Annotated in this window: 11 protein-coding genes, 1 tRNA gene and 1 pseudogene; 3 read left to right on the top strand and 10 right to left on the bottom strand. The window is 67.4% G+C overall.

The features are described 5' to 3' along the window. Window positions 1-262: 262 nt before the first annotated feature. From ACTHL9_RS11515 to ACTHL9_RS11475, 9 genes are all read right to left on the bottom strand, one after another. Window positions 263-1,615, bottom strand: coding sequence for an MFS transporter (locus tag ACTHL9_RS11515; protein WP_440519202.1), 1,353 nt, complete (start codon window positions 1,613-1,615; stop codon window positions 263-265). Between the two features lie 33 nt (window positions 1,616-1,648). Beyond that, on the bottom strand, window positions 1,649-3,415 hold the full coding sequence (locus tag ACTHL9_RS11510; protein ID WP_440519201.1) for a sulfatase: 1,767 nt from the start codon (window positions 3,413-3,415) through the stop codon (window positions 1,649-1,651). Window positions 3,416-3,439: 24 nt separating this feature from the next. Then, window positions 3,440-4,054, bottom strand: a complete 615-nt coding sequence (locus tag ACTHL9_RS11505) for a PadR family transcriptional regulator (RefSeq protein WP_440519199.1) — start codon at window positions 4,052-4,054, stop codon at window positions 3,440-3,442. 354 nt (window positions 4,055-4,408) lie between these two features. Beyond that, window positions 4,409-5,503, bottom strand: coding sequence for a (Fe-S)-binding protein (locus tag ACTHL9_RS11500; RefSeq protein WP_440519198.1), 1,095 nt, complete (start codon window positions 5,501-5,503; stop codon window positions 4,409-4,411). A gap of 273 nt (window positions 5,504-5,776) precedes the next feature. Beyond that, a tRNA-Pro gene (locus ACTHL9_RS11495) sits at window positions 5,777-5,853 on the bottom strand. 74 nt (window positions 5,854-5,927) lie between these two features. Next, complete coding sequence (locus ACTHL9_RS11490; protein WP_440519197.1) at window positions 5,928-7,778, bottom strand: ABC transporter ATP-binding protein; 1,851 nt, start codon at window positions 7,776-7,778, stop codon at window positions 5,928-5,930. After that, on the bottom strand, window positions 7,775-9,643 hold the full coding sequence (locus ACTHL9_RS11485) for an ABC transporter ATP-binding protein (protein WP_440519196.1): 1,869 nt from the start codon (window positions 9,641-9,643) through the stop codon (window positions 7,775-7,777). The genes ACTHL9_RS11490 and ACTHL9_RS11485 overlap by 4 nt, the downstream gene beginning before the upstream one ends. A gap of 222 nt (window positions 9,644-9,865) precedes the next feature. Then, window positions 9,866-10,750 (bottom strand): metallophosphoesterase, encoded by an 885-nt coding sequence (locus tag ACTHL9_RS11480; RefSeq protein WP_440519204.1) that lies wholly within the window; start codon window positions 10,748-10,750, stop codon window positions 9,866-9,868. A 113-nt stretch (window positions 10,751-10,863) separates the two neighbouring features. Beyond that, window positions 10,864-13,206 carry a transglycosylase domain-containing protein gene (locus ACTHL9_RS11475; protein WP_440519194.1) on the bottom strand — a complete coding sequence of 781 codons (2,343 nt, stop codon included), beginning with the start codon at window positions 13,204-13,206 and terminating at the stop codon, window positions 10,864-10,866. A 37-nt stretch (window positions 13,207-13,243) separates the two neighbouring features. Here ACTHL9_RS11475 and ACTHL9_RS11470 point away from each other — a divergent pair, with 37 nt between their 5' ends. The 3 genes from ACTHL9_RS11470 to ACTHL9_RS11460 are packed head-to-tail and all read left to right on the top strand — an operon-like array spanning window position 13,244 to window position 14,815. Beyond that, complete coding sequence (locus ACTHL9_RS11470) at window positions 13,244-13,402, top strand: DUF4177 domain-containing protein (RefSeq protein WP_138414528.1); 159 nt, start codon at window positions 13,244-13,246, stop codon at window positions 13,400-13,402. Window positions 13,403-13,407: 5 nt separating this feature from the next. After that, window positions 13,408-13,908, top strand: coding sequence for a RidA family protein (locus ACTHL9_RS11465; RefSeq protein ID WP_440519203.1), 501 nt, complete (start codon window positions 13,408-13,410; stop codon window positions 13,906-13,908). Next, window positions 13,892-14,815 carry an NUDIX hydrolase gene (locus tag ACTHL9_RS11460; protein ID WP_440519193.1) on the top strand — a complete coding sequence of 308 codons (924 nt, stop codon included), beginning with the start codon at window positions 13,892-13,894 and terminating at the stop codon, window positions 14,813-14,815. Before ACTHL9_RS11465 ends, ACTHL9_RS11460 begins: the two co-directional genes overlap by 17 nt. An 86-nt stretch (window positions 14,816-14,901) precedes the next feature. Here ACTHL9_RS11460 and ACTHL9_RS11455 read toward each other — a convergent pair. Continuing rightward, window positions 14,902-14,995 (bottom strand): annotated as a pseudogene (locus tag ACTHL9_RS11455) (Crp/Fnr family transcriptional regulator); the annotation flags it as partial.

The raw sequence follows: 14,995 nt of genomic DNA, 5'->3' as shown, positions 1-14,995 counted from the left end.
GCATCGAAGCGGGCCCCCTCGGCCGCGAGCCGGTCCAGGTTCGGCGTCACCGCGTACTCCGCCCCCGGCCACACCCCCGCATAGCACCCCAGATCGGGGTTGATGTCGTGCGTCGAGATCCAGACGATATTCGGCTGCTTCACGGTGGCCTTTCTGTTCGTTGCGCCGTCAGATTTGCGGGTGATGAACCTTGTGGATCTGACGGCGCAACGGGAGGGCGAGCGGGAGGTGGCGAAGAGGGACTGAGCGCGACGCGGACCCGTTACTTCAGTCCCAGCGCTTCCTGGCGCCGGAGCTCGAGCATGTCATTCACGCGGGCCACGTCGCGTCCGTAGCAGAAGTAGAGGCCAGTGAGGACCGCTGCGTTGACGAGCATGAGGACCACCATGATCCACAGGAACACTCCGGTGAGACCGAGAGTCTCTGCGAGGGCGCCTGCGCCGAGCGAGAAGAGCGCCCAGCCGATCGTTTCGAAGATCGTGAGCCAGATTGCGAACCCCTGTCCGCGCAGCTCGGGAAGGATGACCGCCGCCACGATCGAGCGGTTCACGGGCGGGTTGACGCCTTGGCCGAAGCCCATGAGAGCCCAGAAGACAGCGTAGATGGCGATGCTGGTGTAGTTGAACTGGGTGCCGAGGAACGCGACGACCGCGAAGAACACCTGAGCGCCCTGGATGTAGGCGACGCGGCCCTTGTGCGGCCACACGCGGTCGAGGAACTTCAGGAACCACCCGCCTCCCACGGTGCCGGCGAAGTAGGCAAGGCCGAAGGGCACGAGGACGGTCGCGGCCACCGCGTTGTTGAAGTGGTGCACGGTGACGAGGAACTGGATGCCGAAGATGTTGATCAGCAGGTGCCCGGAGAGGAGCCGGGAGAGCATCATGATCGAGAACGTCGGAACCTTCATGATCGAGGCGACGGACTTGACGGTGACGCGTGAGAGATGGCGTTTGCTCTCGGACAGGTCTGCGAGCTGCTTCTCCGCTGCCCCCACGCCCGGATCCTTGTAGAGCGCGGCGACGATGAGGCCGGCCAGGATGCAGATGCCGCCGATCGTCCACATGCCGTAGCGCCAGCCATCCGTGAGCCCGGTGAACAGAGCGATGAGCGGCCCGACGAACGAGCTGATGAGGCTGATGAAGCCGTAGAAGTAGCCGACGGCCTTGCCGCGGTTCACGTCGTCGAACGAGTCCGCGATGATGGCGTTCGAGATCGGTACCCCGCCCACCATCGCTGCCGACATGAGCCCGTTGAAGATCAACAGCTGCGTGAAGTCTTGGGCGAAGCCGGCCAGCGCCCCGAATACGCCCCCGACGAGCGTGATCAGCACGAGCGTGTTGCGCCGTCCGATCCGCGCGCCGAGCCACGTCCAGGCCGGGCCCGCGGGGACGGCGACGATCTTGCCGATTGCGGCCAGCAGGCCGAGGTGCCCGCTGTTGAGTTTCAGGGCGTGGGCGATCGAGGGGAAGATCGTCGACGTGAGCCCGGATTCAGTATTGTCTACGACGCTCACGCCCGTGAGGACGATGAGGTTGCGCCAGCGGTGGGGCACGTGGCGGGCTTGGGCCTCGCCTTCGGCGGGGGCAGATTGCGGGGTGTTGGTCTGAACGTCCATGTTCGTGTCCTGTCTGCGTTGGCAGGGGAAGGTTTAAAGGGCTGGGACGGGTGCGAGTTCTTCGGCGAGGGCGCGCAGCGTCGCCAGCGGGATCGGGGTGACGCGGGCGATCTGGTAGAGCGTGAGCTGGGCGGGGATGTTGACCAGCTCGGTCGCCACGAGATGAGGCAGGTGCCGCTCGATGACGGTGCGGCGGTCGGGGTCTTGGAGGAGTTCGAGGATCGGGATCTCCAGGACCGAGCCGCCGGCGTGGAAGTGGGCCAGCGGCGGCAGCAGCTCGAGCGCTGCAGCGGCGCGCTCGGCCTGACGGCGCACCAGAAGGTGCTCTTCGGTGGGCAGGGTGTCGACGGGGAGTCCCAGCCGCGCGAATTGGCTGGCCGGGGCATCCGAGGCGTGCATCAGCTCGGCGAGCAGGCGCACCATGCGGAGTTCGACGTCGTCGTCCTCCAAGGGGTGCTCCTGCCGCGGGTCTGTCTCGAGGTCGAAGAGCAAGGTGCCGTGGGACCACGGGTTCATGAGTGACTTGGTGTGCACCTTCATGGTCCGCAGGCCCTTGGTGAAGGTGAACGGCTCGGCGGGCTCCCAGGCTTCGAGCTCCTTGACGGCGAAGCGGGAGCGCATGTGGGTGGGCATGAGGGTGAAGTCCTCGAGCGGGGTGTTGGAGGCGTCGACGGCAGCGCGCATGTACACATAGCGTCCGTCGGTGACGTTCACATGGCCGCCGTGGATGCCGAACAGGGCGGCTTCGCGCACCTTGGTGTCGTCTTCGAGGACGACGGCGAGGTCCCGGCCCTGCATGTCGGGCGTCGGCTCGAGCTCGAAGTACTTGAGCATGGTCGGGGCAATGTCGATGGTCTGGGCGAGCGCGCCACGGCGGGTGTCGCGACCCCCGGTGCGCGGATCCCACAGGAACATCGGCAGGTGGACGAGCTCGTTGAACCAGGGCTGGACGGACTTGGCCCACCAGCCGTGCTCGCCCAGGAGGAAGCCGTGATCGGTGTTGACCAGCAGGAGGGTGTCCTTCCACATGTCGTGCTCGTCCATCGCGTCCAGGACCCGGCCGAGGGACTTGTCGCACATCGAGACCAGAGCCGCGTACTCGTAGCGGGCGTGATCGACCTGCTCCTGGGGCTCGGTCACACGCTGGTACCCGGGCCAGTCGAACTCGGGACCCTCGTACTCGTGCGGGTACATCGCCTTGTAGGCCTCGTGGGTGAAGAACGGCTCGTGCGGGTCGAAGAGCTCGATCTGCAGCATCCACTGGTCGGCGGCCTGGTTGGTGTCGATGAAGTGTATGCCGGCATCGACCGTGAGGGTCTGGGAATGCTCGGCCTCAGTCGGCATATAGGAGCGGTTGACCAGATCCTGGCGCTTCATGCCCGCCCGCCAGTCGCCGCCGCCCTCGACGTGCGGTTGGACGACGCCCTTCCACGGATCGCCCTCCTGACCGCGGAAGAACTCCCAGGTCGTGTAGCGCGGGTGATAGGTCGCGCCGCCGTCCTCCCAATAGTGCGGGTGGTCGGAGACCAGATGCGTGTGGATACCGGCCTTCTTGAGCATCTCCGGCATGGAGTCGTCGAACGGCTCGAGCGGGCCCCAGCTGCGGTGCAGGAAGTTGTAGCGGCCGGTGTGCATCTCCCGCCGGGCAGGCATGCACGGCATCGAGCCGGCGTAGAAGTTCTCGAACGTCACTGCCTTCGAGGCCAGCCGCGCGAAGTTCGGCGCGTCCACAAGCGTGTCGGCGTAGGGCGACAGCATGTGACGGTTCAGGCTGTCGAACATGAGGATGATGGCCCGCATGAGGGTCCTTCCGGGGAGTGGTAGTCAGCGGGTCTCGTCTGCGACGAGACTCTCGGGGAGGGCTGTCAGCGAGCGGGAGGAGAGCTTGCCGTCGAGGAGGTCTTTGCGGAGTTCGATCAGGGCGGCCACGTGGGCGTCGATGGCGGAGGCGCCCATGAAGTGCAGGCGTTCGCCGATCGATTCCGCGAGTTCGACGTCGAACGCGATGGTCGGCGCCCAATTCTCGCGGCGGTCGCGGTAGCGATAGCGGGCGATCTCCGCCTGACGCGTCTCGATCTCGACGTCGAGGAGGCGCAGCACCTGTTCCGCGCTCATGAATCCCGCAAAGCTCAGGCGAGCGCCCAGCTCAGGGTCCTGGAAGCGTGACGGCGGCTGGTACGGCCCCGTGAGCCAGTCGAGGAACACCGTGGCGCCTTCCTCGGTGACCCGGTACGTCTTCGCGTCCTGTGCGCCGGGCCGCGGGTCGACGGTGTGGGTGATCCAGCCCTGCTTCTCCATCGTCGCTAGCGATCGGTAGACCTGGCTCATCTGCGTGTTGGAGCGCAGGAAGCGGCCATGGGTGTCGAGGTACTTCTTGAGGTCGTAGCCCGTACTGGGGTGTGCCGACAGGACGCCCAAGAGGAGGTGTTCCAGCTTCATTGCTCTCTCGCTTCAGTGGCTGTGAGGTGCATCACCAACAGGATGGCACAAGTGGAATACTCCGTCAATAGCACTTGTGACATGGTGAAATGACCGCGGCCAGCAGCAGCACTGGGGTCCTCAAAGTCCCTCACTGTCCGGGCGCGGCCTCAGCCCAACCGCCTCCGGCGAGACCTGTCCCGGGTTGGCGGCACGCCTAGCCGCTGAAACCGGGGGCCAAGATTGCTTGGCCCCGAGCGGGGGCGAGAGCACGCGATCGCTCACGCCGGGCCCTTGAGCAGTCGCGGTGGACGTGGGGAGGCGGCGCACGTGACTTCGCTTTTACGCCTTAGGCAGGCCGTCGCGAAAACCGACTCAGCCGAGCGTCTCGTCGATTACTTGGAGGATGTGCCGATACTGGTGGCCGGTGGCCCGGGTCATTCCGAGCTCACAGGTGCGGTTGAGCGAGGCGTGGGCGGTGCTGCCGAGCCCGTTGACCTCGGCCGCTTCCGCCGCGGTCGCACTCGCCGTCAGCTCGGGGTGCAGCATGCCCCGATCCCCGGCGAAGGCGCAGCACCCCCACTCGTCAGGGATTGCCACGTTCTTCGCTGCGGCCTCTGCCACGCGGAGGAGCGCTGGATTGGCGCCGATGCGGGTGGAAGAGCAGGTCGGGTGGAGGGTGAGCGACTCGACCTGCCTTGCCTCGGGAAGCCTCGGCAGGACCTGCTCGTCGACGAACTGCACCGCGTCGAGGACCCGGATGCCCGGCGCTTTGAGCATGATGTGTAGTGCCTCTGTGCAGGATGAAGCGTCGCACACCAAAGGAAGCCTTCCGTGATCAGTGGCCTGTAAGACTGCCTCGACGACACGCTGCGACATCGCCTCGTAGCCGGAGGTGAGTCCCTTGGACTTCCAGGGTGTTCCGCAGCAGAGCGACTCCACGCCGTCGGGTGTGGGCACGGCAAGGCCCGCGCGTCCGCAGAGGCGCAGGAATGACTCGGTGACGGCGTCGTCGCCGACGGGGCCGAACATGGCGTTGGTGCAGCTGGGGAGGTAGATCGCTTCGGGACTCGAAGCATCGATCGGTGCACGCTGCACACCGCCGCCGGGCAGCTCGGGTGAGTAGAGCGGAACGGCTTCCGACCCGAGGACCGATCGCGCTGCCCGCGTAGCCAGCTCCGGGAGCTTCGCCGGGACCGCCTTGGCAAGCCACAGCGCGGCGCCGCCGGCGCGGGTCACTGGACCCCAGCCTTTCGCTGCCACCCTCCACATCGCCTGGCCCACGGCCGGCTGCCCCTCGGAGCGCAGGCGGCGGACGAGGTCGCCTGTGTTGATCAGCACGGGACATGCCGTCTGGCACATCCCGTCGACGGCGCACGTCTCCACGCCGTCGTAGCGATATTCCTTCTCGATGGCCAGCGCGAGCTCCTCATTGCCGCTCGCGTGGGCGTGCTCGAGTTCGCGGCGCATCACGATGCGCTCGCGCGGAGTGAGCGTGAGGTCCCGGCTCGGGCATGCGGATCTGAGACAAAGGAGTTCCGAGAATGCCGCGTGGCACATCCAGGGCGGACAGGTGCGCCGCGCCCACCCACAGGAACCGGAAGCGACCAGAGCAACCAGGCGTCTGTCGGAGCGCAGCGGCGCAGAGGCGCCGTATGGAGCTCAAAGTGATGGGTTTTTGATGACCGGATCAACTCTCACCAACTGAAAAGCCACGGAAACCCTTGAGTTTCCGTGGCTCTCTGGTCGGGATGACAGGATTTGAACCTGCGACCTCTTCGTCCCGAACGAAGCGCGCTACCAAGCTGCGCTACATCCCGATCCGCTGCCATTCGTGGACCAGATCCCCGAAGCAACTCATCCAGAGTACCCGATTCAGGCCCCTGACGTGAAATCAGACCAGCGACTCGCGCCACGCCCCGTGCAGCGCCGCGAACCGCCCGCCGCCCCTGATGAGGTCCTCGGGAGTCCCGTCCTCGACGATGCGGCCGCCGTCCATCACGAGGACCCGATCCGCGATCTCCACGGTGGAGAGCCGGTGCGCGATGATGATCGCCGTCCGGCCGCGCTGAGCGAGCAGCTTCGCGAGGCCAGTCTGGACGAGCCGCTCCGACGGGATGTCGAGCGACGAGGTCGCCTCGTCGAGAATGAGCACCGCAGGCGCCGCGAGGAACGCCCGGGCGAAGGAGATGAGCTGTCGCTGCCCCGCCGAGACGCGCCCGCCGCGTTTGTTGACGTCGGTGTCGTACCCCTCGGGGAGCGCCGAGATGAACTCGTGGGCGCCCACCGCCTTGGCCGCCGCCTCGATCTCGCTCCGGGTCGCCGTCGGGCGTCCCAGTGCGATGTTGTCGGCCACCGAGCCGCTGAACAGGAACGCCTCCTGGGTGACCATGACGACGGCGCGCCGGAGGTCGGGCGTCGAGAGGCGGCGGAGGTCCACGCCGTCGAGCATCACGGCGCCCGAGGTGACGTCGTAGAAGCGCGCGCTGAGCTTGGCGAGGGTCGATTTCCCAGCGCCGGTTGCCCCCACAAGCGCGACCGTCTGGCCGGCGGGAATGTCCAGGCTGAACTCCGGGAGGACCACGGGCCCCTCGCCGTAGCCGAACTCCACGCGATCAAAGCGGACCTCGCCGTGAGGGTCCGGGAGCGGTGTGGGGTCACGCGGCGGAACCACCGTGGGGACCTCCTCGAGCAGTCCCGAGACCTTCTCGAGCGCCGCCTGGGCGCTCTGGAAGGAGTTGTAGAACATCGCCATGTCCGCCACCGGCTGGTAGAAGCGCTTCACCGACAGGACGAGGGCCAGGAGCACGCCGACGGCGAGCGTTCCGTTGAGCACGCGCAGGCCGGCGACGAGGAGCACGACCGAGACCGTCACGTTCCCGATGAGCACGAGTCCCGGCTGCAGGATGCCGTTGAGCTGGATCGAGCGGGCTGTGACCTTGCGGTAGTCCTCCGCAAGGCCGCCGAACACCTCGTTGTTCTCGGCTTCCTTGCGGAAGGCCTTCACGGCACGGATGCCGGTCATCGTCTCCACGAAGTGCACGATCAGGCGCGCCGAGGCGACCCGGGAGGCACGGTAGGCCACCTGCGACCGCTTCTGGTACCAGCGCGCGAGGACGAACATCGGCACGGCCGCCGCGAGCATGATGAACCCGGACGGCCAGTCGAGCAGGAACACGGTGGCCGCAGTGAACAGCATGAAGAGAATGCCGGAGACGAGCGAGCTGACCCCCGAATCGAGCAGTTCTCGCAGTGCTTCCAGATCCGAGGTCTGGCGGCTGATGATGCGACCCGAGGTGTAGTGCTCGTGGAAGTCGAGGCTGAGGCGCTGGGTGTGCCGGAAGACGCGCACCCGTAGGTCCAGCAGCATCGCTTGGCTGAGCTTCGCCGTGGAGGTCACATAGCCGGCGGTGAGGCCCGCCGTCGTCAGCGCCGCCGCGAGGTAGGCGGCGCCGGTGAGCCAGACGAGCGTCGAATCGCCGTGCAGGAGCGCGGGCAGGGCCCGGTCGACGCCGAGGGCGATGATCGCCGGCCCGGCCGCCTTCGTGGCCTGTGAGACGACGACCATCCCCAGCGTTGCCCAGAATCGCACCCGCACCGGGCGGATGAGCTCGGCGAGGAGCCGGAGAGACCGGCGGCGGACCGTGCGCGATTCCTCGCGGGAGAGGACGACGTCGTCCTCGGCGTGCGCTTCGGGCGCGCCCAAGCGGGTGGTGCCTCCCTCGGTGCGGGGAGCGTGGCTCATCGTGCCTCCTCCAGATCGTCCAGGCCGCCGGCCTCGAGCTCCGAGTCGAGGTCCCGCGGGCCGGTGTCGAGGCTTGCGATGACGTAGCGGTAGTGCGCATTCCGTGCGAGGAGCTCGGAGTGGGTGCCCACGTCATCGATGACGCCGTCCCGCAGGAGCGCCACGCGGTCGGCGAGGGCAACGGTGGAGGGGCGGTGGGCGACGATGAGCGTTGTGGTCTCGGCGAGCACCTGCCGGAGGCGCGCCTCGACGCGTTCCTCGGTCGCGACGTCGAGCGCCGAAAGTGGATCGTCGAGGACCAGGACCGCGGGTTTGGCCGCGATCGCGCGGGCCAGGGCGACGCGCTGCCGCTGCCCTCCGGAGAGGCTCAGGCCTTCCTCGCCGATCCGGGTGTCGACTCCCTCTGGCAGCGAATAGGCGAAGTGGGCCTGCGCCACCTCGAGGGCCTCCTCGAGGAGAGCCTCGGCTTCTGGCCCCTCACGGGTCGAGGCGCCGAGCAGAACGTTGTCCCGGACGGAGGTCGAGAAGAGCGTCGTGTCCTCGAACGCGACGGAGACGATCCGGCGCAGGTCCGAGAGCGCGAGGCTGCGGACGTCCACACCGTCGATCTGGACCGAGCCGCCGCTCGCCTCATACAGGCGGGGAACCAGCTGCAGGAGCGTGCTCTTCCCCGAGCCTGTCAGGCCAACCAGGGCCATCGTCTCGCCGGGAACGAGCTCAAGGTCGATGTCCCGGAGAACGGGGCGGACGACGTCGTCCTTGCCTTCGGTTTTGCGCAAGCGCGAAGGTTCGTAGGCGAAGCGGACACCGCGGAAGGCGAGCGCCCCGCGGGGCATGGGGAGGTGCCGCGGCTCCTCGGGATCCGCAATCGATACCGGCTCGTCCCTGACCTCGTAGTGCCGGTCAATCGCGGTCTTCGCGGTGAGGGCCATGCCCACGAGCGCGCCCGACATCTCGACCGGATTCGCGACCGCCGCCGCCGTGGCGAAGAACGCGGCGAGGGCACCCACGGTGATCTGGTTCGTTGCGGCGAGCCAGAGCCCGACCATGAGGCCCGTCCCGAGGGCTAGCTCGGGCAGCAGCGTCACGACCATGCTGAACACTGCGAGGTGGCGGGCCTTCGTGACCTCCGTGGCTCGGAGCTCCTCGGCCTGCAGCGTGAAGTTCTCGAGCGCCTCCCGGCTCCGCCCGAACGCCTTGAGCACCCGGATGCCGTGCACCGACTCCTCCACCGCCGTCGCGAGGTCGCCGGCCTGGTCCTGGCTTCGGCGGGACGCGGCCACGAACTGGCGGCGGAAGCGGAAGCTGTAGACGCTGATCGGAACGGCCGCAGCGAGGAAGATGAGCGCGAGCTGCCATGAGATGGTGAACAGCATGGCGATGCCCACGATCACTGTGGTGATGGAGATGACCAGGTAGATCGCCCCGAACGCGAGCCAGCGGCGCAGCATGTTGAGGTCTGTCATGGCGCGCGAGAGCAGCTGGCCCGAGCCCCAGCGGTCGTGGAACGAGACCGGCAGCAGCTGCAAGTGCCGGTACAGCGTGACGCGGAGCGAGGCCTCGACATTCGTCGCGGGGTCGAGCACGAAGATGCGACGCAGGAAGGTGAGCAGCGCCTCGAGCACCCCCATGATGAGGACGACGACGGCGGCACTCACCACGGCGGCGGGCGTGGCGCCCGCGCGGAGCAGGGTGTCGATGATGGCACGGAACACCTGCGGCACGAGGACGGCGAGCACTGAGGCGGAAAGCCCCACGCCCAGGCCCGCGACGAGCCGCGGGATGATGCGCCGGGCCTCTGGCGCGAGCCGTGCAAGGCTGCGGCGGAAGGGAATCTGCTCTCGGGCGGGGGCCTTGACGGGCATGCCGGTGCGTGCACCTCCGGCTAGAAGTAGTTAGCTGCGGCAACTACCCTACGCCATGCGGCTGTGAGGGTCAGCTGGTGCCGGGCTCCCCAGCTTTTCTGCCGGGTTCCCCAGGATTAAGGGCGACGGCGACGCGACTCGCCGTTGTTCTTGGAGGACTCGCGGCGGGTCGAAGGTCAAACCCGGGGAGTTCGGCGAGGATGCAGGGGATCCCGGCGCCGATTACCGCCGTGCTGTCAGCGTGAGCAGCACGGCTTCCGGACGGCACGCGATGCGGACGGGTGCGAAGCGCGACGTTCCGATGCCGCCGGACACGTTGAGCGGCACCCAATGGCCGTCATGCTCCCAGCCCGTGAGGCCCCTCGCGCGCCACGTCGGGAGGTCGCAGTTGGAGACCAGCGCGCCGTAGCCAGGGAGGCAGATCTGGCCGCCGTGGGTGTGGCCCGCAAGGATCAGGTTGGCCCCCGCGCGCGTGAAGTGATCGAGCACGCGCTGGTACGGGGCGTGGATGACGGCCACCTTGACGTGCGGCTTGCCGTCGTGGCCCGAGGCCCCACGCGGCCAGTCCGCGTAGCGCTCGCGCTTGAGGTGCGGATCGTCCACGCCGGAGAAGTCGAAGCGCGTCCCATTGAACGCGAGCGACTGGGAGCGATTCGTGAGATCGATCCAGCCGGCCGCGCCGAAGCCCGCGAAGAGGCCACGCCAGTCGAGCTCGATCCGCTCCGGGAGGGGGCGTCGGTTCGACGGTCCGAGCAGGTACGTCGCGGGGTTCCGGGCGATGGGCGCGTAGTAGTCGTTCGAGCCCGGAACGTAGACGCCGGGGAAGGCCAGGAGGGGGGTGAGCGCTTCGAGCAGGGGTCCGACCGCGTCAACGTGGCTGAGGTTGTCGCCCGTGTTGACGACGAGGTCCGGATTGAGACTCGCCAGTTCCCCGAGCCAGCGGGCCTTCTTCGCCTGACCCGGGACGAAGTGGATGTCGCTCAAGTGCAGCACCCGCAGCGGCGCGGAACCGGGCGGCAGGATCGGAACGCGCTCCTCACGGAGACCGAACTGCTCCTTCTCCCACCAGCCGTAGGCCGCTGCCGCGACACCTGCCGAGGCCGCCATGCCGGCCAACAGCGCAGTCCGCTTGCCCGCCCGGGCGAGGGCCGCCGTCGTCCGCTGAGCTGCACGGGCAAGGGCCCGCCCCGAGGAGGGGGCGGGCCCTCCAAGGGCTGCCATCAGCCCTTTCCGTTTCCGTTGCCGTTCCCATTCCCTGGGAAGTTGCCCGGGAGGGTGAGCGCCGGCATGGTCGGCTGCGGGAAGTTGGACGGCAGAGGCACGGTCTGGTTCGGCTGGCTCTGCTGGCTGGTCGTGCCGCCCGTCGTCGAGCTGCTGCTGCGCGTCTGCGTCTGCGGTGCCGACCCGCCAATGAGGTTCTGCGGCGGGGCATCGAAGTCGCCGTGGTCGTACAGGCCGAGCACCTTCTGCATGTAGAACGCCCACTGCGGTCCGGCGATGAACGCACCGTCAACGCTCGTGTAGTACTTCCCGTTGACCGTCACGCCGCGGCCGATGCGCGAGCTCGGGTCATTCAGCGCCTCGCCGAAGAACGAGGCCGTCGCGAGGCCGCGGGTGTAGCCCACCACCCACGTCTGGCTGTTGTACTGGTTCGTACCGGTCTTTGCGGCGTCGGGGACGCCGAGCTTGATGGTCTGCCCGCTGTTGTCCTTGATGTTGTAGCCCGAGCCCTTGGTGAGCACATCCTGGAGCACGTTTGTCACAGCCTTGGCCACGTCCGGCTTGATCGCCCCCTGCTGGCAGGTCGGAGCCTGGCCGCCGATCTTCTTGCCTTGGACGTCGGTGACCTCCGTGATGGACATCGGCGTGCAGTAGGTGCCGTTGCTCGCGAAGGTCGCAAACGCGTTCGCCATGGTCATCGGCGCGACGTTCATGCCGCCGAGGAGGTTGCCGAGAGTCGAGAGGTCGAGCTTCTCGCCCTTGCCCTCGCCGTCGTGCATGCCGAGCGCATCTGCCGCGCGCTGGATGTCGCAGAAGTCGTTCAGGCCTGCCGCTGAGGCAAAAGTGGCGGTGTTGATCGACTGGTAGATGCCCTCGCGGACCGACATGGGCCGGTACCAGCCCGGTTCGTCGTTCTGCAGGTCATCCGAACCGGACACGGTGGAGTCGTAGAAGCCGTTGACCTTGCCACACGTGGACTTCCACGGGTAATTGGCTGGATAGCGGCGTTGGGCCGCGTTGACGATCTGGTTGGTCGGCTTGCCCTCGTTGAGCCACGCCGCGAGCGTCACCGGTTTCATTGTCGAACCGGGCTGCATGCCCCCCGCGCCGCCGAGGTCGTTCCCGTTGGGGTCCGTTCTGTCGACGTTGAAGTTGTAGGAGGTGACGAAGTCCTTGCCTTGGCCCGGGAGCATACGGGTGTTCTGGGCCATCGCCAGGACCTTGCCGGTTCCGGGCTCAATCGTCACGAGTGAGGCGCCCCATTTGTCCGGATTGGCGCCGGCCGTCGCGTCGACCTGTTCCTGGGCCGGGCCCTGCATGCGGGTGTCGAGCGTGGTCTTGATCGTGAGGCCGCCGCGCGTGAGCTTCTGGTCCCGCGCGTCCTTGTCCGCGCCGAACGCGGGATCGTTCTCGATCTGGTGCACCACGTAGTCGCAGAAGTACTGCGCCTGCCCCGCGTACTGGCAGCCCTGCTTCGGCGGGCTCACCTTGAGCTGGATCGGGGTGTTGACGGCGTCGTCGTGCTGCTGCTTGTTGATGTAGCCGTGCTCGAGCATCGAGTCGAGCACGAGGTTCCGGCGCTTGATCGAGTTGTCCGGGTGCGCGATCGGGTCGTAGTAGGACGGGCTGTTCACGAGGCCGGCGAGCAGCGCCGCCTGTGGAAGCGTGAGGTCCTTCGCGTCAACCGAGAAGAAGTACTGGCTCGCCGCTTGGATGCCGTATGCGTTCGTGTTGAAGAAGACGATGTTGAGGTAGCCCTGAAGGATCTGGTCCTTCGAGTACTGCTTCTCGAGGGCGATGGCGAGCTTCATTTCCCGCAGCTTGTCGCCGACGCCCTTCTGGCCGTTGAGGACCACCTCGGCGTCCTTGCCCTGCGAGACGAGGTTCTCATTGATGACATTCGTCACATACTGCTGGGTGAGCGTCGAGGCGCCCTGCTTGTTCCCTCGCGCGTTCGAGACCAGCGCGCGGAGGATGCCCGTTGGATCGACGCCGCCGTGCTCGTAGAACCGGTAGTCCTCGATAGCCACAATGGCGTTCTTGATGTTGGGAGACATCTGGTCGAGCGGCACCTGCGTCCGATTCTCGGCGAACAGCGTCGCGATCTGCGAGCCGTCGGCCGCGAGGACCTTCGTCACCTGTCCCGGAGGGGTCACGGTCAGTTCGCTCGGAAGGCTGTCGAAGAACTGCACCGAACCGTTTGCTGCGCTCCCCGTCACGGCCGCGGCGGGCACCATAAGGCCCGCCACGAGCACTCCGCAGATCGCGCTGACACCAAGGAAAGCGATGATCTTGCCGAGCGTTGTGGCAGTGTCGAAGAGCGGATTCTTGCCAGACGCCATGTAGGGCAGTCTACCGGGACCGATTACGCTGGACCTTATGACCACGTGGGAGTACGCCACCGTACCGCTGATCGTCCACGCGACAAAGCAGATTCTCGACCAGTGGGGAGAGGACGGCTGGGAGCTCGTCCAAGTCGTCCCCGGGCCTGGCGGAAACGGACTTGTGGCCTACATGAAGAGGGAGAAGCAGGCGTGAGCGAAATGCAGGCAACGGCCGCCGAGGGCACCGCGGAAGGTGCGGCTGGCGCCGTCGAACGTCGGCTCGCCGATCTCGGTCTGAGCCTCCCCGAGGTCGCGGCACCCGTGGCCGCGTACGTGCCCGCCGCCGTCGCCGGCGGGTTTGTCTACACTTCCGGCCAGCTCCCCTTCGTCAAGGGCGAGCTGCCGGCCACCGGCAAGGTCGGTGCAGCGGTGAGTGCAGAGGACGCGAAGAAGTACGCGGAACTGTGCATCATCAACGCCCTGGCAGCCGTCAAGGCGCAGATCGGCGACCTCGACCGTGTGACCCGTATCGTCAAGGTCGTCGGCTTCGTTGCTTCCGATCCGTCGTTCACCGGGCAGCCGGGCGTCGTCAACGGCGCCTCCGAGCTCCTGGGCAAGGTATTCGGCGAGGCGGGCGCTCACGCCCGTTCCGCCGTCGGCGTCGCGGTCCTGCCGCTCGACGCCCCTGTTGAGGTGGAACTGATTGCAGAGTTCGCATAGCCGTCGCTTCGTCGTTCCGAAGCGGCACCAAGGAGCGGCGCGCAGCTGGCTCGACGAGGCGGACCGTCCTCGTCGGAGCGCACGGCTCGCGTCCTCCGTCGTCCTCGTCCGGGATTCGGCCGAGGGCACCGAGACGTGGCTCGACTACCGGCCCGGGAATTCTCCGCTGGGAACCGTCGCCTTTCCCGGAGGATCCGTCCAGAACGCCGACCACGACACGTTCGACTGGTTCGGTCCGTCCGTTGGGCAGTGGGCCGAGATGCTCGGCGTCGACGACTTCTCGATCGCCCGCGCCCACGTCGTTGCTGCCATCCGCGAGCTTTTCGAGGAGACGGGTGTCCTGCTCGCGGGCACGGACGCCACGACGGTCGTCGAGGGCACTGGCACCGCCGAGTGGACGCGCGCTCGGGAAGCCGTCTCGAACGAGGAGATCGGCTTCGGCGAGCTGATGTCCAAACGCGGTCTCGGCCTTCGCACAGACCTCCTCCGGCCACTCGTCCACTGGATCTCGCCCGACTTCGCGCACCGTCGCTTCGATACGCGGTACTTCGCGGCGACCCTGCCCGAGGGCCAGACCCCCATGCTCCTGCCGAGCAAGGGTGTGTGGGGCGAATGGGTCCTTCCCGCGCGACTCCTTGCCCACCGGGAGACATCCGAGCTTGGGGACCGGATCGGCGAGGAGGACACGAAGGGAATGCCCCTCGCGGAGCTCCTCGTCCCCGCGAGCGAGATCATCCTCGAGAAGATCGCGAAGGCCAAGGGCTGCATCGCCTACCTGAACCTGAAGCGTTCGACGCATACCTATCAGGCGCATCTCGAAGAGGAGGACGGGAGGCTGTGGCTCCGCGTCGAGGCGCCGACTTCGGCTCCCGCGACGGCGGCCCTCAGCGCTGTTCCCCACCCCTGACCGTTTCGGGTACGCCAACTGACGACGACGGCCGGCGCCTTCCGCGGGGGAGGCGCCGGCCGTTGAGTTTCTGCACCCGAAACGGGTCAGCGGGAGCGCTGGCGCAGGCGCGGCATGTCGAGAATGACGACGGCACGGGCCTCGAGGCGGATCCACCCGCGCTGCACGAACTCGGCGAGG

The organism is Sinomonas sp., assembly GCF_051955515.1.
GTDB lineage: Bacteria > Actinomycetota > Actinomycetes > Actinomycetales > Micrococcaceae > Sinomonas.
Note: the sequence above shows the minus strand (reverse complement) of the source record. Positions and strands in the feature narration are given on the sequence as shown.